The following is a 17,831-nucleotide window of genomic DNA, read 5'->3' as shown; positions in this document are numbered from 1 at the left end:
ATGTCAAAGTTTTGTCAAAAACAATTGGGATTATAAGCTTTCTTATTGATATACTGGACTTTACGGAAAAAATCACTATAAGAAATGAGGAATTTATTCAGTATGGAATGGCGTAATATATATCGTGGATTTTGTATGGGCGTTAGTGATTTAATTCCTGGTGTGAGTGGCGGAACAATCGCTGTTGTGTTAGGGATTTATGAACAATTGCTCGCAGCAATTAGCGGATTCTTTAGCCGTGAATGGAAAAAACATTTAGCGTTTTTAATCCCACTTGCAGCTGGTGTAGCGGCAGCTTTTCTAACGTTAAGTCACGTTATTAAATATTTATTAGCAAATCATTATGAACCGACTCAATTTTTCTTCCTCGGTTTAATTATTAGTATATTACCGATGTTAATGAGAGAAGCTGATGCAAAGGCAACGTTTAAAGGTAGTCATATTACCTTATTAATAATTGCAGCAATTCTTGTTGCAATAACAGCATTCTTTAAACCAGATAAGGCAGCTGATCCGATTACGACGTTAACAATTTTAAATGCAATTGGTTTATTTTTTGCAGGATGGATGGCTAGTATGGCTATGCTTCTTCCTGGAATTAGTGGATCGTTTATTTTATTAATTATTGGTGTGTATCCAACAGCAATTAACGCTTTAACTACACTCAATTTACCGTTAATCCTAGTTATCGGTGCCGGCGTGATGGCCGGATTTGTTGTAAGTAGTAAAGGAATTAGTTATTTGTTAGATCGTTATAAAAGTATGACATTTGCGGCAATTATTGGGCTCGTTATCGGGTCGATTGTCATTGTGTTCCCTGGCATTCCGACTGGTGGCATTTCAATTGTAAGTTCAATTATTACTTTTATTTTAGGATTTGCGGTTGTTACTTATTTCGGTAAGAAATAAGTGTTTTAATCCCCTTAACGATAAAAATCGTTAAGGGGATTTTTATGTACTGTTCATGGGAAGTAAGGTATTTTGATTGCTTGTTATAGAAAGATTTTTTACAATTGCTTAGCAAAAGGGGACTGGCACCTTCGTTGTAGCAAACTGTTTTTGATAGTATAATGAAATGAGTATGCAGTGAGAAATTTTGCTGCAAGTAGCTGAGGTGAAGAAACATGCAAAGAGTGACAAACTGTGTGTTAATTAGAGATAATGAAGTACTCTTACTCCAAAAACCTCGCCGAAATTGGTGGGTTGCACCGGGCGGGAAAATGGAGCGTGGTGAGACAGTAAGAGATACCGTTGTTCGCGAGTATCGTGAAGAAACAGGTATTTATTTAAAGAATCCAGCATTAAAAGGGGTCTTCACTTTTGTCATCCAAGAAGGTGATAAAGTTGTTTCTGAATGGATGATGTTCTCCTTTTTAGCAACAGATTTTGCAGGAGAAAACAAATTAGAGAGCGAAGAAGGCATCATTGGTTGGCATACATTTGATAAAATTGATGATTTAGCAATGGCACCAGGAGATTATCACATTATTGATTATTTAATTAAAGGGAATGGTATAATCTACGGTACATTTGTATATACCCCAGATTTTGAGTTGCTTTCATATCGATTAGATCCGAGTTAAACCTGCAAGGAGAGGATACGATGACAGAGAATAATGATATAAAAATGGTAATTATTACAGGGATGTCTGGAGCTGGAAAAACGGTAGCGTTACAAAGTTTTGAAGATTTAGGATATTTTTGTGTAGATAATTTACCACCGATGTTATTGCCGAAGTTTATTGAACTTATGGCAGATTCAAAAGGTAAAATGAATAAAGTAGCACTCGGTATTGATTTACGTGGCCGAGAGTTTTTTGAATATTTATGGGGAGCACTTGATGATTTATCAGAACGTACATGGATTATTCCTCATATTTTATTTTTAGATGCGAAAGATAGCACACTTGTAACTCGTTATAAAGAAACAAGACGTTCGCATCCACTTGCGCCAACTGGTTTGCCGTTAAAGGGAATCGAAGCTGAGCGTGGTCTATTAACTGATATGAAGGCGCGAGCGAATATTGTGCTTGATACATCTGATTTGAAACCGAAAGAATTACGAGAGAAAATTGTTCACTTGTTCTCAACAGAAACTGAGCAAGCATTCCGTGTAAATGTTATGTCATTTGGATTTAAGTACGGAATTCCAATTGATGCTGATTTAGTATTCGATGTTCGTTTTTTACCAAATCCATATTATATTCCACATATGAAGCCATTAACAGGACTGGATGAAGAAGTTTCGTCGTATGTGTTGAAATTTAATGAAACACATAAGTTTTTAGAGAAATTGACGGATCTTATCACTTTCATGCTGCCTCATTATAAAAGAGAAGGTAAGAGTCAACTTGTAATTGCGATTGGATGTACAGGTGGGCAACATCGTTCTGTTACGCTTACAGAGTACCTTGGGAAACATTTGAAACCAGAGTATAGCGTTCATGTATCTCATCGTGATGTGGAGAAGAGAAAGGGCCATTAAGGGATGAAAAAAGAGAGAAAACCTAAAATTGTTATCATGGGAGGTGGAACTGGACTTTCTGTTTTATTAAGAGGATTAAAACAATATCCTGTTGATATTACAGCAGTTGTAACAGTAGCCGACGATGGAGGCAGTTCAGGTAGACTACGTGATGAGCTAGAAATTCCACCTCCAGGTGATATTCGTAACGTGCTTGTTGCGTTATCGGATGTAGAACCATTAGTGGAAGCTTTATTTCAGCACCGTTTTACAACTGGAGACGGACTGAAAGGGCATGCGTTAGGAAATTTACTATTGGCAGGTATGACTTCGATTACAGGAGACTTTTACCACGCGATTACGGAAACAAGTAAAGTATTAAATGTCAGAGGACGTGTATTGCCAGCAGCGAATCAAAGTGCGGTACTTCATGCAGAATTAGAAGATGGAGAAATTGTAACAGGTGAATCAAAGATTCCTTATTTCGGGAAGAAGATTAATCGTGTCTTTTTAACTCCAGAAGATGTAGAACCGTTATGTGAAACGTTGGCGGAAATTAAACGAGCTGATTTGCTTGTTTTCGGTCCAGGAAGTCTGTACACAAGTATATTACCGAATTTAGTTGTTAACAAAATTGGCGACGCTGTTCTTGCTGCAAAAGCGAAGAAGGTATATGTATGTAATGTTATGACGCAAGCGGGCGAAACGAAGGGTTATACTGCGTTTGATCATGTGCAGGCGTTACATGATCATTTAGGTAAACCCTTTATCGACACTGCGATTGTAAATAATCGTGATATTCCTCGTGAATTACGTAAGTTATATGAGGAAGAAATGTCGGAACCAGTTGCACTGGATACAGATCGTTTTGCTGAACATAATATCGAAATCATTCAAGAGCGATTAGCGAAATATGATGAGCGTGTTGTAAGACATGATACATTAAAGTTAGCTTCTATTTTATATTCATTGTTATAAATGTGCGTTGCCTCGCTTGAGGTAACGCTCCTCATTCATATAGGACAAGATTTTTGTTCCAAAGTAATAGTATAAGGAGGTGTTGACTGTGTCATTTGCATCAGAAACAAAGAAAGAGTTGACCAACCTTGAAATGAAGGAATGCTGTGAGAAATCAGAATTATCGGCGTTGCTTCGAATGAACGGATCGCTTTCTTTTTCAAACCGTCGCCTATCTATCGATATTCAAACGGAAAATGCAGCAATTGCAAGAAGGATTTATACGCTTTTGAAAAAAGGATATGATGTGACGGTAGAATTACTTGTTCGTAAAAAAATGCGATTGAAGAAAAATAATGTATATATCGTGCGGCTTGTTGAGAAGTCTCGGGAAATATTAGCAGATCTTCACATTGTTCGAGATGACTTTTCGTTTATTCGAAATATATCGCAGGAATTAATCGAGAAGAAATGTTGTAAACGATCGTATTTACGCGGTGCATTTTTAGCAGGTGGTTCGGTAAATAACCCAGAAACATCATCTTATCATTTAGAAATCTTTTCGTTATATAAGGAACATAATGATTCTATATGTGAATTGATGAACGGATTTGATTTAAATAGTAAGACGTTGGAAAGAAGAAAAGGGTACATTACGTATTTGAAAGAAGCTGAGAAAATTACAGAGTTTTTAAATATTATAGGTGCTCATAATGCACTTTTAAGATTTGAAGATATTCGAATTGTTCGCGATATGCGTAATTCAGTAAATCGTTTAGTTAACTGCGAAACAGCTAATTTAAATAAAACAATTGGTGCAGCGCTAAGGCAAATTGAGAACATCCGCTATATTGATGAGACGGTTGGGCTTGATATTTTGCCAGATAAATTAAGAGAAATTGCACAGTTACGAAGAGATTATCAAGATGTAACATTGAAAGAGTTAGGTGAGATGGTATCCGGGGGGAAAATTAGTAAATCGGGTATTAATCATCGTTTGCGTAAAATCGATGAAATTGCAGAGAAATTACGCGCGGGGGAAACAGTAGCAAAAAAATAAGAGGTTAAAGGGGAAATGGAGCTGTGGTTCAAAAACTGGTTAAAGTTGCATTAAAAAACGGCTTACAAGCACGTCCGGCTGCGTTGTTTGTACAAGAGGCAAATCGCTTTCATTCTGATATTTTCATTGAGAAAGATGGAAAGACAGTTAATGCAAAGAGCATAATGGGGATTATGAGCTTAGCAATTGGAACTGGTAGCATGATTACAATTACAACAGAAGGTTCAGATGCAGAAGAGGCTTTGGAAGCATTAGCTGCATCTGTACAATAAAAGGCTATCGCGAATGTGCGATAGTTTTTTTATTTTGCTATTTGTGGGGTGCGGTGCGTTTGAGTGGTGGGGGTATGTAGGACACACGTGCTTGTCGAGAATTGTCGGTAAGTCGATATGTTGTGTCGAAACGTCGATATATTAAAATAATCGCCGATGAAATTTGAGTTACGGTCGATATATTTGAAAAATCGTTGATATATCCTGTTAAATACTAGGTGGGGTATGCGTTGCCCTTGTACATAATAAAAAAAGCGCCCTGTTGACAGGGCGCTTCCGCTTTTAGTTATATCTAGCTTCAGCGGCTAGAATCTCCGGTCGTTTCGCCCCTTCATTCGAGGCAAAAAGCGCCTCGGAATCAGGTGCTCCATCGCCTTGCGATTCTAAACGAGCCGCTTCCGCTTTTAAGTATTAACGATTTGTAAAGATCTTATCGATTAAGCCGTATTCTAGAGCTCTTTCTGCCGTCATGAAGTTGTCGCGGTCTGTGTCGCGTTGTAGAACTTCAAGTGGTTGACCGGTGCGGTCAGCAAGAATTTGGTTTAATTTTTCGCGTAAGAATAGGATACGTTTTGCAGCGATTTCGATTTCAGTCGCTTGACCTTGTGCGCCGCCAAGTGGTTGGTGAATCATTACTTCACTGTTTGGAAGTGCGTAGCGTTTTCCTTTTTCACCTGCTGCAAGTAAGAATGCACCCATAGATGCAGCCATACCGATACAGATTGTTGATACTTGTGGTTTAATAAACTGCATTGTATCGTAAATTGCCATACCAGCTGTGATAGAACCACCAGGGCTGTTGATATAGATGTGAATATCTTTTTCTGGATCTTGAGATTCCAAGAATAAAAGCTGGGAAACGATTGAGTTTGCTACGTTGTCATCAATTGCGCTACCAAGCATAATGATGCGGTCCTTTAATAGTCGAGAGTAAATATCGTAAGCGCGTTCTCCACGATTTGTTTGTTCAATTACTGTAGGAATTAAATTCATCTGTTATTTCCTCCTTTGAAAGCTTTCTTAGTTTATAATACAATTATGGTCAATAAAGGTCAAACGAAACCACTTTAAATCAAAAAAATATGTAGTTGTATCATGATTTATTCGCTATATTTTTAAAATTCCCTGCTTATGTATCTTCAACATCATAACCGAATTACATAAATTTAAACGTGATTAAAGGTGTAGAAAAGGCAAAAGAACGCCTTTTTACTGAAGCGTTCTTTCGGTATTTATTCTTTTAAAAGATAGGTTACTTTATTTAAAATTGTTTCGACTTGTTTCGCGTTTTTACTATACATTTCACTTGCTGATTTCGATTTTGTTTCTAAAGAAAATAGCTCAAGATCAGCATGGCATTTTTTTAAAGATGCCAATAGTAAAGGTTTATTTTGAGGAGAAGGCATTTGAAGTTTGTCATTATAAATGTCGATAGTAAGTTGTCCGTATGAGTCAACTTGACCAAGAAAGACATTTTCAATGACAACGCCGAGTTTTTCGAGTTCTGAATGTAACCAAGCGCGGTTATGTCCGCTTGATGACAGAGGTTCATCTAGTACATTTCCATCCATAATAACAGTTTGTGGTTCCTTCTCGTTTGGTACTTTTAAGCCTACGTCTTTTGCTGTAAGTGGTTGGCGATCTTTCTTTAATAATACATTTAATTCACCGCTCGGTTCTAGTACTGCAAATTCAACATCAGCTACGCTGAACGCATCTTTTCCTCGGAGTAGTTCAAGTAATTCGTCACTTGTATATTTTTCTTTCTTTAAGTTATCTTCAAGTATTTTTCCATCTTTTATTAATACGGTAGATTTCCCTTCAAAGAAGTCCCGAGCTGTTTTGTTCTTTAAGGAGAGGATTCCTGTGAAAAAAGGTACCACAGCGAAAATGAGTATCGCAAAGACGCCGTGGAAAAATTTTGAATCGAGCCCTGTAGATACTTGGGCAGCGATGTCACCGATTGTCATTCCGGCTATGTATTCAAAAAAGGAGAGCTGAGAGATTTGTCTTTTCCCTAACCATTTCGTAATAGCGAATAAAATGATTAATATGAATACAGAGCGAAGAATAACGAGTGTCCATTCGGGCAGGTGAGACATAGTCATTTCCTCCAGTCTACTTAAAACCCTTTATATTGAGGTTCTTCACGTTCTAATACTGAAATTCTATCCTTTAAATCAGCGATGATGCTGTCCATTTCTAACATACATTCATGAAATACGCGTTTTGATTCTTCGTCTTGTGAATTTAATGAAAGAGAGCTTAAACTGGCTTGAGCCCCTCTTACACTGGCAAGGCAAGTTTTTACGCTAGCGATAACAGTCATGCAAACACCTCTTATCCTTTCGGTTTAAATAGTAATGCTCCAATGAAGCCGAAAATAATCGCTGCTGATACACCTGCGCTCGTTACTTTAAACATACCAGTAATTACGCCGACGATTCCATGTTTTGCAGCTTCTTCCATCGCACCGTGAACGAGGGCGTTTCCGAAACTTGTAATTGGTACAGTTGCTCCTGCACCGGCAAAATCAATTAATGGTTCATATAGATTGAATCCATCTAATATAGCCCCAACAACAACGAGTGTTGCCATTGTATGAGCTGGTGTTAGCTTGCCGACATCAAACATAAGTTGTCCGATTACACATATAAGTCCACCGATTACAAAAGCCCAGAAAAAAATCATTGCGTTGCACCTCCAAATTCAATCGAAACGGCGTGGGCGATACACGGAATCGTTTCTTCTTGTTGGAATGTAAGTGGAGATAGTAAAGCGCCTGTCGCAACGACGAGTATTTTTTTGAATTCTCCTCTTTTCATTCGGTTTAATAAATGACCGTATACGACTGTTGCTGAACAGCCTGGGCCACTTCCGCCGGCTATTACAGGTTGACCTTCTCTATAAATGAGTAGTCCGCAATCTTGAAATTGTTCACTTGTTACTTTTGTCCCATGTTTATGTAGTAAGTCATAAGCAATTTCGCGTCCAACATGTCCGAGGTCGCCTGTTACGATTAAATCATAGTGAGATGCATCGAGATTTCTTTCTCTTAAATGAGCTTCAATTGTATCGACAGCAGCAGGGGCCATTGCACCTCCCATATTAAATGGATCAGTTAACCCCATATCAACAATGCGCCCAATTGTGGCGGAAGTTACTTTTGGGCCATGTCCTGTATCACTTAAAATAGCTGCGCCCGCACCGGTTACTGTCCACTGGGCCGTAGGAGGTTTTTGACCACCATATTCAGTTGGATAACGAAATTGTTTTTCCACGGCAGCGTTATGGCTTGAAGCTCCGGTTAATAAATATTTTGCGCCTTTTGCATTTACGATACTTGCACCGAGTGCTAAACCTTCCATAGAAGTAGAGCAAGCACCAAATAATCCGAGATAAGGAGTGCCAAGTGTACGGCAAGCAAAGCTTGTAGGAGTAATTTGATTAATTAAATCTCCGGCGAGTACGAATTGAATATCATCTTTCCTAAGTCTGGCTTTTTCTGTAGCACGGCTACAAGCCTCTTCAAACAAAATTTTATGTGCTTTTTCATAGGAATCTTGTCCGAGCCATAAATCTTCATGCAGGGTATCAAAGTCTTCAGGGATTTTTCCATTTGCCTCAAATGGGCCGCCGACTACACCTGTTGAAATGATAACTGGTTTGTTTTCGAATACCCATGTTCGGTGTCCTTGTAACATTTATAGCCCTCCCCATTGAAAGAGAATCGTTTTAATAAGAGCGATGACGAAAGCTGAAAATACGCCAAATAAGATGACCGATCCTGCTAGTTTAAACATGTTACCCCCAACGCCGAGAACGAATCCTTCTGTACGATGTTCAATACATGCGGCAATAACGGAGTTACCAAATCCAGTAACAGGTACTGAGGTACCAGCACCAGCAAATTGCCCAAGACGATCGTAGACGCCAAATCCAGTCAGTAGCATGGAGATAAAAATAAGAGTTGCAACGGTAGGATTCCCGGCAGAGCGTTCAGTGAAATCAAAATAGGTAATATAAAAAGTGGAAATCAGTTGGCCTATTAGACAAATTAATCCCCCGACGAAAAAAGCTTTAATACAATTTTTTAAAACGGGACGCTTCGGTTCGCGCTGTTGTTCGAATTTTTTATATTCTTGTTGTACAGGTGTTAAGTTTTTATCTTTACTAGACATTTGAATCCTTCCTTCTCTTTTAGAAAGCTTAAATATTAGATCCCATTTCTGATTGAATGAGTTTCAATTGTTTTTTGATGCCATCTTTACTTACTTTCTTTTTCTTAATTTTGTTTTCAAGTTCTTCTATGAGCATAAAAATCTTTTTGTCTGTACTTACACGAATATCGAAAGTAGGGTTTTCATCACTTATCTTCTTTTTTAATTTACTTCGTAAAGGTTTTAAACCAAATCTTTCGTGATGTTCAGGCTTGACGGCTATGTAAAGATCTAAATTTGTATTAACGGCGGTAGCTTCTATAATTCCCTCCATAGCGAGAGCTTTTTTCTTAGCTTCTTGCGATATAGATTGATTAAAGGATTCTGTACTCATTTTTGTTAACTTAGGGCCCTTGTCTTCTTCCGTTCGTTTTGCTTCTTCTTTTTTTACCTTTTTATCTAACGGGCTATTATCACATCCGGTAAGTGAACCGAATAGGAGCATAAATAACGCGGTTATGATTCCAAGTTTTCGCATTATAATCATTCCATTTCTATTGCATTATGTAATGTGAGAGAAAAAGGATGATTGCATATCACCCTTTTTCTCAAATTGTGTACCATTAGATACAATGGCACCTTTGGTTATTGCTGTGTGTATTGTGGTTCTTCTTGCTGGACTTCTTCAACTCGCGGGTTTAAAGAATCGATAATTGTTTGTGTTTGCTGCGCAGCTGTTTGGAAAAGTTGCTTTGCTTGTTGGTTATCCGTATCAAGAGCGAATCCCTCTAAGCTAGCTTGTGCACTTTTTAATCCAGAAACAGTTTGCTTTAGTTTTGTAATTACAGTCATTGAATGAAGCCCCCTTTGGAATATCAATTCAAAGATTATAATTTGTGGGTTTGGGTGAATTTATGATTGGAAAATTTAGGGGAAGGACATGTTTTATAGGCTCCTAGCTAAGGTATATAAAGGATTAAGGGGATATTTTTATTGATTTAGATGGATTTTATTGCTATTATTATGAGAAGAAAATAAGCAGGTATTTACTTGTTGTATTTCACTTCTATTAGAGGTTTTTCGCAAGAAATTAAATGTGGAAAAGCGGAATAGAAGAAGGCTTAAAACCTTGATAATAAACGGTTTATAAAATTTTATCATGCGCCCATAGCTCAGTCGGATAGAGCGGTGGTTTCCGGTACCACGTCTGTCGGGGGTTCGAATCCCTCTGGGCGCGTCAAAAGGTCCTAACTTACATTTTGTAGGTTAGGACTTTTTTTATTTCTCTCTTGTTATATCTGGTTATAAGAATTACTATTAGTATGTGGTAATAATTTTTATGCGTTATTATTTTCTTTCAATATTATTCATTTTTCGGTTGTAAGATGTAAATCTCATTAATACATATAAATTAATAATATTTTGGAATGGGTGTCTGCGATAGGATTCTCCTTTTACCAAACTTATTGTACAATAGAAACAAGGGGGAGATTAGTTTGAAGGCAAGTCTTTTACAAGAACAAAGCTTACGTTTGGCAATGACACAAGAGTTAAGGCAAGCGATTACAATGCTCCAGTATAATGTACAAGAATTATCGGAGTTTTTATATGAGCAATCGTTAGAGAATCCCCTTATTGAGTTAGGTGGTTTCGAGAGGGAGAAGAAAAAGAGCTCTAACACAAGTAAAAGTACCGGCAAACAAGTCGAGAATCAAATGGAAATCTACAGTGTGGATTCTACAACGATTCAGCAACATTTATTAAATCAACTACAGTATTATAAAATAGATGAAGAAGAGCGAAAAGCAGCTTCTTTCATTATTATGAACATGGATGGAAATGGCTATTTACAAGAAACAAATGAAGAGTTATCAGAGCTTCTTTCTGCGCCAATTGATGTAGTGGACCGTTCTGTGGAGCTTGTTCAATCGTTAGAGCCAGCAGGGGTAGGTGCGCGTAATATTCAGGAATGTCTATCAATCCAATTGAAGCGCTTACAAAGAAGAAATGGTTTAGCGGAAGAAATTATAGATGATTATTTTAATTATTTCGTTAAGAAAGATTGGCGAAAGCTCGTTCAAGTGTTGAAGTGTACTAACGAGGAATTACAGGATGCGGTGAACTGTATTACATCATTACAGCCGAAACCAGGTCTTGCATTTTCTTCTGATAAACCACTTTATATTGTGCCTGATATGGCGGTAAAAAAAGATGGCGATCATCTCGTTTTACAGATGAATGAGAGAAATATGCCAAGAATTGAAATTCACTCTGAGTATAGTGCGTTACTAAATAATAGTGAAAGTGAAGTGGCTTCTTACGTATCGGAGAAGTATCAGCATGTGCAATGGATTATGCGCAGTTTGAAACAGAGAAAACAAACACTCTTACAAGTGATGAATATTATTATGGAAAAACAGCATGATTTCTTCTGGAAAGGTCCAGAGTATTTAAAACCACTTGCTTTAAAAGAGGTGGCGGAAGAGTTAGGTGTGCATGAGTCTACAATTAGTCGTGCGACGCGTAATAAATATGTGCAAACGCCGCATGGTTTATTTGAGATGAAATCGTTCTTTAGTAATTCTATTTCTACGACGGAAGATGAGGCGATTTCTACAAAGCGTGTGAAACAATTCATTCAAACGCTTGTTGGAGCAGAAAATAAGAAAAAGCCACTTTCGGATCAAAAGATTTCAAAATTATTAGAAGAAGAGCATGAGATCGTTATTTCTCGCAGAACGGTTGCGAAATATAGAGAACAAATGCATATTCCTGCTTCGTCTCTAAGAAAAACAATTGGATAGGTGAAGAAGATGAAAGTTGTACTATATACAAAAAAAGATTGTGGTCTTTGCGTGAAGGCGAAACAAATTTTAAAGGAAGTACAATGTGAATATTCTTTTCAAATTGAGGAAATAGATATATATGAAGATAATGACCTTTTAGAGAAATACCATCTAATGATTCCTGTTGTAGAAATAGGCGGGAGACAAGTAGAATATGGTAACATTCACAAAGGTGTCATAATAAACTATATAAACAATGCAGTTAAGAGTTGAATAAGTTTCTGTCTCCTGTTACAATAATACACGTAGCAGGGATTATTTTTTTAATCTAAGTGGGACACAAAATGTCACTACGGGACATAAAGTGACCACGAAGGGAAATGAACCGATGTAGTGAGGAGAAAAGATATGCGCTCATGGATTCAGAACACAAAAAAATTATTACCTGATCTGCTACCTGTTATGCAAACGAGAATGCAAGTACTTCAGTACATTAGGCTTATGCAGCCGATTGGAAGAAGAAACTTATCTGCAAGTCTCGGTATGACAGAACGAGTATTGCGAAGTGAAGTTCAAGTTTTGAAAGAACAAAACTTAGTTCACGTCGCTTCTTCTGGAATGACTTTGACAGAAGAAGGAACAGCTTTAGTTCTCGCTTTGGAAGACTTTATGAAAGAAATTTCCGGGTTAAAGGTTTTAGAAAAACAACTTAAGGAAACATTAGACTTGGATGAAGTTTTCGTTGTCCCTGGTGATAGTGATGAATCACCTTGGGTCAAACTGGAGATGGGCCGTGCTTGTGTGACTTGTATAAAAGACCGTCTGACAGCGAATAATATCGTTGCTGTGGCTGGAGGAACTACGCTAGCTGCTGCTGCGGACATGATGCAACTTGATTGCAAGGATTTACATATGCTATTTGTCCCAGCACGTGGTGGAATTGGAGAAGGTGTTGAGTTAGAAGCCAATACCATTTGCGCCAAAATGGCACAAAATACGATGAGTAATTATCGCTTATTGTATGTTCCAGATCACGTTAGTAGCGAAGCATATGCGTCTATTGTAACAGAGCCCTCCGTGAAAGAAGTTCTTGAGTTGATTCGATCTTCCAATATCGTCATTCATGGAATCGGTGATGCGTTAACAATGGCACGTCGCAGAAATACTTCAGAAGCAGATTGGTTAAAGATTCAGGCAAGCGAAGCAGTTGGCGAAGCTTTCGGTTACTACTTTAATGAACAAGGAAATGTTGTTCATAAAGTAAGAACAGTTGGTATGCAACTTGAAGATTTACAACATGTATCTCACGTTGTCGCAGTCGCTGGAGGTTCTTCAAAAGCAAAAGCAATACAGGCTGTAATAAAGCAAGGGCACACTTCAATTCTAATTACAGATGAAGGTGCAGCAAAACAATTAACAAAGGGTAATACCCTTTAATATAATCCCCCAAGGAGGAAATTTAAATGACTAAAATTGGTATTAATGGATTTGGACGTATCGGACGTAACGTATTCCGCGCAGCTCTTAACAACTCTGAGGTAGAAGTAGTAGCAATCAACGACTTAACAGATGCTAAAACATTAGCTCACCTTTTAAAATATGATACAGTTCACGGAACTTTAAATGCAGAAGTATCTGCTAACGAAAACAGCATCATTGTTAACGGTAAAGAAATTAAAGTTATCGCTGAGCGTGACCCAGCTCAATTACCATGGAACGACTACGGAGTAGAAGTAGTAGTAGAATCTACTGGCCGTTTCACTAAAAAATCAGACGCTGAGAAACACTTAGGTGGATCAGTTAAGAAAGTTATCATCTCAGCTCCAGCTTCTGACGAAGATATCACTGTAGTTATGGGTGTTAACCACGAAGAATACGATGCAGCTAACCACAACGTAGTATCTAATGCTTCTTGTACTACAAACTGTCTAGCTCCATTCGCTAAAGTATTAAACGAAAAATTCGGCGTAAAACGCGGAATGATGACAACAATTCACTCTTACACTAACGACCAACAAATCTTAGACTTACCACACAAAGATTTACGTCGTGCTCGTGCAGCAGCTGAAAACATGATCCCAACATCTACTGGTGCTGCTAAAGCTGTAGCATTAGTATTACCAGAACTTAAAGGTAAATTAAACGGTGGCGCTGTACGTGTTCCAACTGCTAACGTTTCTCTAGTTGACTTAGTTGTTGAACTTGACAAAGAAGTAACAGTTGAAGAAGTAAATGCAGCATTCAAAGCAGCTTCTGAAGGCGAATTAAAAGGTATCCTTGGATACAGCGAAGAGCCATTAGTATCTATCGACTATAACGGTTGCACAGATTCTTCTACAATCGATGCATTATCTACAATGGTAATGGAAGGTAACATGGTTAAAGTACTTTCTTGGTACGATAACGAAACTGGTTACTCTAACCGCGTAGTAGACCTAGCTGCATACATGACTTCTAAAGGTCTTTAATTCTTAAGTATATAAGCAATCAATGACAAAACGAGGGAGAGGGTTTGTTCCCTCTCTCTCTTCTTTCGTTTTAGAAGCAAATGTGTTAAGCTTTTGAATGGGTTTTGTCAATCCTAACTAGTAGTCGGAGGGAAATCCAATGAACAAAAAATCAATTCGTGACGTAGATTTAAAAGGTAAGCGTGTATTTTGCCGCGTTGATTTCAACGTACCTATGAAAGAAGGCAAAATTACAGATGAAACTCGTATCCGTGCAGCTCTTCCTACAATTCAATATTTAGTAGAGCAAGGTGCGAAAGTAATTTTAGCAAGTCATTTAGGCCGTCCAAAAGGTCAAGCAGTAGAAGAATTACGTCTTACTCCAGTAGCAGCACGTTTAGGCGAGCTTCTTGGTAAAGATGTTAAAAAAGCGGACGAAGCATTCGGACCAGTTGCACAAGAAATGGTTGCAGCAATGAACGAAGGCGACGTATTAGTTCTTGAAAACGTACGTTTCTATGCGGGCGAAGAAAAGAACGATGCAGAACTTGCGAAAGAATTTGCAGCTCTTGCTGATATCTTCGTAAACGATGCATTCGGTGCAGCTCACCGTGCTCACGCTTCTACAGCAGGAATCGCAGACTACCTACCAGCAGTATCTGGTTTATTAATGGAAAAAGAGTTAGATGTATTAGGTAAAGCACTTTCTAACCCAGAACGTCCATTTACAGCTATCATTGGTGGTGCGAAAGTAAAAGATAAAATCGGTGTAATTCGTCATCTATTAGACAAAGTAGATAACTTAATCATCGGTGGCGGACTTGCTTATACATTCGTTAAAGCTTTAGGTCATGAAATTGGTCTATCTCTATGTGAAAACGACAAAATTGAACTAGCTAAAGAATTTATGCAACTTGCAAAAGAAAAAGGCGTAAACTTCTATATGCCAGTTGATGTTGTAATCACAGAGGAATTCTCTGAAACTGCAACAACTCAAATCGTTGGTATCGACTCTATCCCTTCTACATGGGAAGGCGTGGACATCGGTCCTAAAACACGTGAAATTTATGCAGATGTAATTAAAAACTCTAAGCTTGTTGTATGGAATGGACCAATGGGTGTATTCGAAATGACTCCATTCGCAGAAGGTACAAAAGCAGTAGGACAAGCATTAGCAGATGCAGAAGATACATACTCTGTTATCGGCGGTGGTGACTCTGCAGCAGCTGTTGAAAAATTCGGTATGGCTGATAAAATGAGCCACATTTCTACTGGCGGCGGTGCGTCATTAGAATTCATGGAAGGCAAAGAGCTTCCAGGTGTAGTTTGTCTTAACGACAAATAAGTAGCAGCCAAAGAAAAAGGACGGTGCAAAGCATGCGTAAACCAATTATCGCAGGTAACTGGAAAATGAATAAAACTCTAGCTGAAGCAGTTAGCTTCGTAGAGGAAGTTAAAGGTCAAATCCCAGCAGCTTCAGCTGTTGATGCAGTAGTTTGCTCGCCAGCTCTATTCTTAGAGCGCTTAGTAGCGAATACTGAAGGAACTGACTTACAAGTAGGTGCACAAAACATGCACTTCGAAAAAAATGGTGCATTCACTGGCGAAATTAGCCCAGTAGCACTTAGCGACTTAAAAGTAGGCTACGTAGTACTTGGCCACTCTGAGCGTCGTGAAATGTTTGCTGAAACAGACGAATCAGTAAACAAAAAGACTCTTGCAGCATTTGAACATGGTTTAACACCAATCGTTTGTTGTGGTGAGACTTTAGAAGAGCGCGAAAGCGGAAAAACATTTGATCTAGTAGCAGGTCAAGTAACAAAAGCACTTGCAGGTTTAACAGAAGAGCAAGTTAAAGTAACTGTTATCGCTTATGAGCCAATCTGGGCTATCGGTACAGGTAAATCTTCTTCTTCTGCAGATGCAAATGAAGTATGTGCGCACATCCGTAAAGTTGTTGCAGAAGCTGTTTCTCCAGAAGCTGCAGAAGCTGTTCGTATTCAATACGGCGGTAGCGTAAAACCAGAAAACATTAAAGAGTATATGGCACAATCTGACATCGACGGCGCTTTAGTTGGCGGTGCTAGCTTAGAGCCTGCTTCGTTCTTAGGTCTTCTGGGGGCGGTAAAATGAGAAAGCCAACAGCTTTAATCATTCTTGATGGTTTCGGACTACGTGAAGAAACTTACGGGAATGCTGTAGCACAAGCTAAGAAACCTAATTTTGATGGTTACTGGAACAAATTCCCTCACACAACGCTTACAGCTTGTGGTGAGGAAGTAGGTCTTCCAGCAGGTCAAATGGGTAACTCTGAGGTTGGTCATTTAAATATCGGTGCAGGCCGCATCGTATATCAAAGCTTAACACGCGTAAACGTTGCAATTCGTGAAGGTGAGTTCGATCAGAACGAAACTTTCCAAAATGCAATTAAAAGCGTGAAAGAAAAAGGTACTGCTCTTCATTTATTCGGTTTACTTTCTGATGGTGGTGTGCATAGTCACATGAACCATATGTTTGCTCTTCTTCGCTTAGCAGCAAAAGAAGGTGTGGAGAAAGTATATATCCATGCATTCCTAGATGGCCGCGATGTTGGACCACAAACAGCAAAAGGTTATATCGATGCAACAAATGAAGTAATTAAAGAAACAGGAGTAGGACAATTCGCGACTATCTCTGGTCGTTATTACTCCATGGACCGTGACAAGCGTTGGGATCGCGTAGAAAAATGTTACCGTGCTATGGTGAATGGTGAAGGCCCTACTTATAAATCAGCAGAAGAGTGTGTAGAAGACTCTTATGCAAATGGTATCTATGATGAATTCGTATTGCCGTCTGTAATTGTTAACGAAGATGACACGCCAGTTGCAACAATCAATAATGATGATGCAGTTATCTTCTATAACTTCCGTCCAGACCGTGCAATTCAAATTGCTCGTGTATTTACAAACGAAGACTTCCGTGAGTTCGATCGTGGTGAAAAAGTACCTCACATTCCTGAATTCGTTTGTATGACACATTTCAGTGAAACTGTAGATGGTTACGTGGCATTCAAGCCAATGAACCTTGATAACACATTAGGTGAAGTTGTTGCGCAAGCGGGATTAAAGCAACTTCGCATCGCGGAAACTGAAAAGTATCCGCACGTTACATTCTTCTTTAGCGGTGGCCGTGAGGCTGAATTCCCAGGAGAAGAGCGTATTTTAATTAACTCACCGAAGGTTGCAACGTATGACTTGAAGCCTGAAATGAGCATTTATGAAGTAACGGACGCTTTAGTAAATGACATCGAAAATGATAAACATGATGTTATCATTCTTAACTTTGCAAACTGTGATATGGTTGGCCATTCTGGGATGATGGAACCAACAATTAAAGCAGTAGAAGCAACTGACGAATGTTTAGGAAAAGTTGTAGAAGCGATTCTTGCAAAAGATGGTGTAGCACTTATTACTGCTGACCATGGTAATGCTGATCAGGAGTTAACTGCTGATGGTGGCCCAATGACAGCTCATACAACTAACCCGGTTCCTTTCATCGTTACAAAAAATGATGTAGAGCTTCGTGAAGGTGGTATTTTAGGAGATATCGCCCCAACAATGCTTACACTTTTAAATGTGGAACAACCGAAAGAAATGACAGGTAAAACAATTATTAAATAATTTGCTTATATAAAAAGGAGAGAATT

21 protein-coding genes and 1 tRNA gene are annotated in these 17,831 nt (G+C 38.5%); 14 read left to right on the top strand and 8 right to left on the bottom strand.

Going from position 1 to position 17,831, the window contains the following annotated elements; genetic code table 11:
- The first annotated feature begins 102 nt into the window (after positions 1-102).
- From EXW56_RS24555 to EXW56_RS24530, 6 genes are all read left to right on the top strand, one after another.
- On the top strand, positions 103-909 hold the full coding sequence (locus tag EXW56_RS24555) for a DUF368 domain-containing protein (protein WP_215597039.1): 807 nt from the start codon (positions 103-105) through the stop codon (positions 907-909).
- A 215-nt stretch (positions 910-1,124) separates the two neighbouring features.
- Positions 1,125-1,583 (top strand): NUDIX hydrolase, encoded by a 459-nt coding sequence (locus EXW56_RS24550; RefSeq protein ID WP_002124062.1) that lies wholly within the window; start codon positions 1,125-1,127, stop codon positions 1,581-1,583.
- Between the two features lie 20 nt (positions 1,584-1,603).
- Complete coding sequence (gene rapZ, locus EXW56_RS24545) at positions 1,604-2,485, top strand: RNase adapter RapZ (protein WP_002016084.1); 882 nt, start codon at positions 1,604-1,606, stop codon at positions 2,483-2,485.
- A 3-nt stretch (positions 2,486-2,488) separates the two neighbouring features.
- Positions 2,489-3,442 carry a gluconeogenesis factor YvcK family protein gene (locus EXW56_RS24540; RefSeq protein WP_002198876.1) on the top strand — a complete coding sequence of 318 codons (954 nt, stop codon included), beginning with the start codon at positions 2,489-2,491 and terminating at the stop codon, positions 3,440-3,442.
- Positions 3,443-3,530: 88 nt separating this feature from the next.
- On the top strand, positions 3,531-4,481 hold the full coding sequence (gene whiA, locus EXW56_RS24535) for a DNA-binding protein WhiA (protein WP_002016082.1): 951 nt from the start codon (positions 3,531-3,533) through the stop codon (positions 4,479-4,481).
- 23 nt (positions 4,482-4,504) lie between these two features.
- Positions 4,505-4,753 (top strand): HPr family phosphocarrier protein, encoded by a 249-nt coding sequence (locus tag EXW56_RS24530; RefSeq protein WP_215557693.1) that lies wholly within the window; start codon positions 4,505-4,507, stop codon positions 4,751-4,753.
- Between the two features lie 411 nt (positions 4,754-5,164).
- Here the strand turns inward: EXW56_RS24530 and clpP are convergent, their stop codons facing one another.
- From clpP to EXW56_RS24490, 8 genes are all read right to left on the bottom strand, one after another.
- Positions 5,165-5,746 (bottom strand): ATP-dependent Clp endopeptidase proteolytic subunit ClpP, encoded by a 582-nt coding sequence (gene clpP, locus EXW56_RS24525; protein WP_001049163.1) that lies wholly within the window; start codon positions 5,744-5,746, stop codon positions 5,165-5,167.
- A gap of 239 nt (positions 5,747-5,985) precedes the next feature.
- Positions 5,986-6,855: a DUF421 domain-containing protein gene (locus EXW56_RS24520; RefSeq protein WP_002144904.1), complete on the bottom strand. Its 870-nt coding sequence runs from the start codon at positions 6,853-6,855 to the stop codon at positions 5,986-5,988.
- Between the two features lie 20 nt (positions 6,856-6,875).
- A complete protein-coding gene (locus EXW56_RS24515; RefSeq protein ID WP_000215907.1) occupies positions 6,876-7,082 on the bottom strand; it encodes a DUF1657 domain-containing protein in 207 nt (68 codons plus the stop codon).
- A gap of 11 nt (positions 7,083-7,093) precedes the next feature.
- Positions 7,094-7,444: a stage V sporulation protein AE gene (spoVAE, locus tag EXW56_RS24510; protein ID WP_000575922.1), complete on the bottom strand. Its 351-nt coding sequence runs from the start codon at positions 7,442-7,444 to the stop codon at positions 7,094-7,096.
- On the bottom strand, positions 7,441-8,457 hold the full coding sequence (gene spoVAD, locus EXW56_RS24505) for a stage V sporulation protein AD (RefSeq protein ID WP_002198878.1): 1,017 nt from the start codon (positions 8,455-8,457) through the stop codon (positions 7,441-7,443). The genes spoVAE and spoVAD overlap by 4 nt, the downstream gene beginning before the upstream one ends.
- A complete protein-coding gene (gene spoVAC, locus EXW56_RS24500) occupies positions 8,458-8,934 on the bottom strand; it encodes a stage V sporulation protein AC (protein WP_002198879.1) in 477 nt (158 codons plus the stop codon).
- A 28-nt stretch (positions 8,935-8,962) separates the two neighbouring features.
- Positions 8,963-9,451, bottom strand: coding sequence for a YhcN/YlaJ family sporulation lipoprotein (locus EXW56_RS24495; RefSeq protein ID WP_098988200.1), 489 nt, complete (start codon positions 9,449-9,451; stop codon positions 8,963-8,965).
- A gap of 107 nt (positions 9,452-9,558) precedes the next feature.
- Positions 9,559-9,765: a DUF1657 domain-containing protein gene (locus tag EXW56_RS24490; RefSeq protein ID WP_000216167.1), complete on the bottom strand. Its 207-nt coding sequence runs from the start codon at positions 9,763-9,765 to the stop codon at positions 9,559-9,561.
- 309 nt (positions 9,766-10,074) lie between these two features.
- Between EXW56_RS24490 and EXW56_RS24485 the strand changes: the two genes are divergently transcribed.
- The 8 genes from EXW56_RS24485 to gpmI all read left to right on the top strand — a co-directional run bounded on the left by EXW56_RS24485 (position 10,075) and on the right by gpmI (position 17,805).
- A tRNA-Arg gene (locus EXW56_RS24485) sits at positions 10,075-10,150 on the top strand.
- A 259-nt stretch (positions 10,151-10,409) separates the two neighbouring features.
- Positions 10,410-11,717 carry an RNA polymerase factor sigma-54 gene (gene rpoN, locus EXW56_RS24480; RefSeq protein WP_002198881.1) on the top strand — a complete coding sequence of 436 codons (1,308 nt, stop codon included), beginning with the start codon at positions 10,410-10,412 and terminating at the stop codon, positions 11,715-11,717.
- Between the two features lie 9 nt (positions 11,718-11,726).
- A complete protein-coding gene (locus EXW56_RS24475; protein WP_002144911.1) occupies positions 11,727-11,972 on the top strand; it encodes a glutaredoxin family protein in 246 nt (81 codons plus the stop codon).
- 135 nt (positions 11,973-12,107) lie between these two features.
- Complete coding sequence (gene cggR / locus EXW56_RS24470; RefSeq protein WP_002112806.1) at positions 12,108-13,136, top strand: gapA transcriptional regulator CggR; 1,029 nt, start codon at positions 12,108-12,110, stop codon at positions 13,134-13,136.
- 26 nt (positions 13,137-13,162) lie between these two features.
- Positions 13,163-14,167 (top strand): type I glyceraldehyde-3-phosphate dehydrogenase, encoded by a 1,005-nt coding sequence (gene gap, locus EXW56_RS24465; protein ID WP_002112805.1) that lies wholly within the window; start codon positions 13,163-13,165, stop codon positions 14,165-14,167.
- A 139-nt stretch (positions 14,168-14,306) separates the two neighbouring features.
- The gene (locus EXW56_RS24460) at positions 14,307-15,491 is read left to right on the top strand and encodes a phosphoglycerate kinase (RefSeq protein ID WP_002198882.1); all 1,185 of its coding nucleotides are present in this window, start codon (positions 14,307-14,309) and stop codon (positions 15,489-15,491) included.
- A gap of 32 nt (positions 15,492-15,523) precedes the next feature.
- The gene (gene tpiA, locus EXW56_RS24455; protein WP_002144919.1) at positions 15,524-16,279 is read left to right on the top strand and encodes a triose-phosphate isomerase; all 756 of its coding nucleotides are present in this window, start codon (positions 15,524-15,526) and stop codon (positions 16,277-16,279) included.
- The gene (gene gpmI, locus EXW56_RS24450) at positions 16,276-17,805 is read left to right on the top strand and encodes a 2,3-bisphosphoglycerate-independent phosphoglycerate mutase (RefSeq protein WP_002112797.1); all 1,530 of its coding nucleotides are present in this window, start codon (positions 16,276-16,278) and stop codon (positions 17,803-17,805) included. Before tpiA ends, gpmI begins: the two co-directional genes overlap by 4 nt.
- Positions 17,806-17,831: the final 26 nt, after the last annotated feature.

The sequence above is a fragment of the Bacillus mycoides genome, from assembly GCF_018742245.1.
GTDB lineage: Bacteria > Bacillota > Bacilli > Bacillales > Bacillaceae_G > Bacillus_A > Bacillus_A cereus_U.
Note: the sequence above shows the minus strand (reverse complement) of the source record. Positions and strands in the feature narration are given on the sequence as shown.

Coding starts and splice junctions, on each gene's coding strand:
- EXW56_RS24555 (WP_215597039.1), top strand. CDS start 103: ATGGAATGGCGTAATATATATCGTGGATTTTGTATGGGCGTTAGTGAT.
- EXW56_RS24550 (WP_002124062.1), top strand. CDS start 1,125: ATGCAAAGAGTGACAAACTGTGTGTTAATTAGAGATAATGAAGTACTC.
- rapZ (WP_002016084.1), top strand. CDS start 1,604: ATGACAGAGAATAATGATATAAAAATGGTAATTATTACAGGGATGTCT.
- EXW56_RS24540 (WP_002198876.1), top strand. CDS start 2,489: ATGAAAAAAGAGAGAAAACCTAAAATTGTTATCATGGGAGGTGGAACT.
- clpP (WP_001049163.1), bottom strand. CDS start 5,746: ATGAATTTAATTCCTACAGTAATTGAACAAACAAATCGTGGAGAACGC.
- EXW56_RS24520 (WP_002144904.1), bottom strand. CDS start 6,855: ATGTCTCACCTGCCCGAATGGACACTCGTTATTCTTCGCTCTGTATTC.
- EXW56_RS24515 (WP_000215907.1), bottom strand. CDS start 7,082: ATGACTGTTATCGCTAGCGTAAAAACTTGCCTTGCCAGTGTAAGAGGG.
- spoVAE (WP_000575922.1), bottom strand. CDS start 7,444: ATGATTTTTTTCTGGGCTTTTGTAATCGGTGGACTTATATGTGTAATC.
- spoVAD (WP_002198878.1), bottom strand. CDS start 8,457: ATGTTACAAGGACACCGAACATGGGTATTCGAAAACAAACCAGTTATC.
- spoVAC (WP_002198879.1), bottom strand. CDS start 8,934: ATGTCTAGTAAAGATAAAAACTTAACACCTGTACAACAAGAATATAAA.
- EXW56_RS24495 (WP_098988200.1), bottom strand. CDS start 9,451: ATGCGAAAACTTGGAATCATAACCGCGTTATTTATGCTCCTATTCGGT.
- EXW56_RS24490 (WP_000216167.1), bottom strand. CDS start 9,765: ATGACTGTAATTACAAAACTAAAGCAAACTGTTTCTGGATTAAAAAGT.
- EXW56_RS24475 (WP_002144911.1), top strand. CDS start 11,727: ATGAAAGTTGTACTATATACAAAAAAAGATTGTGGTCTTTGCGTGAAG.
- cggR (WP_002112806.1), top strand. CDS start 12,108: ATGCGCTCATGGATTCAGAACACAAAAAAATTATTACCTGATCTGCTA.
- gap (WP_002112805.1), top strand. CDS start 13,163: ATGACTAAAATTGGTATTAATGGATTTGGACGTATCGGACGTAACGTA.
- EXW56_RS24460 (WP_002198882.1), top strand. CDS start 14,307: ATGAACAAAAAATCAATTCGTGACGTAGATTTAAAAGGTAAGCGTGTA.
- tpiA (WP_002144919.1), top strand. CDS start 15,524: ATGCGTAAACCAATTATCGCAGGTAACTGGAAAATGAATAAAACTCTA.
- gpmI (WP_002112797.1), top strand. CDS start 16,276: ATGAGAAAGCCAACAGCTTTAATCATTCTTGATGGTTTCGGACTACGT.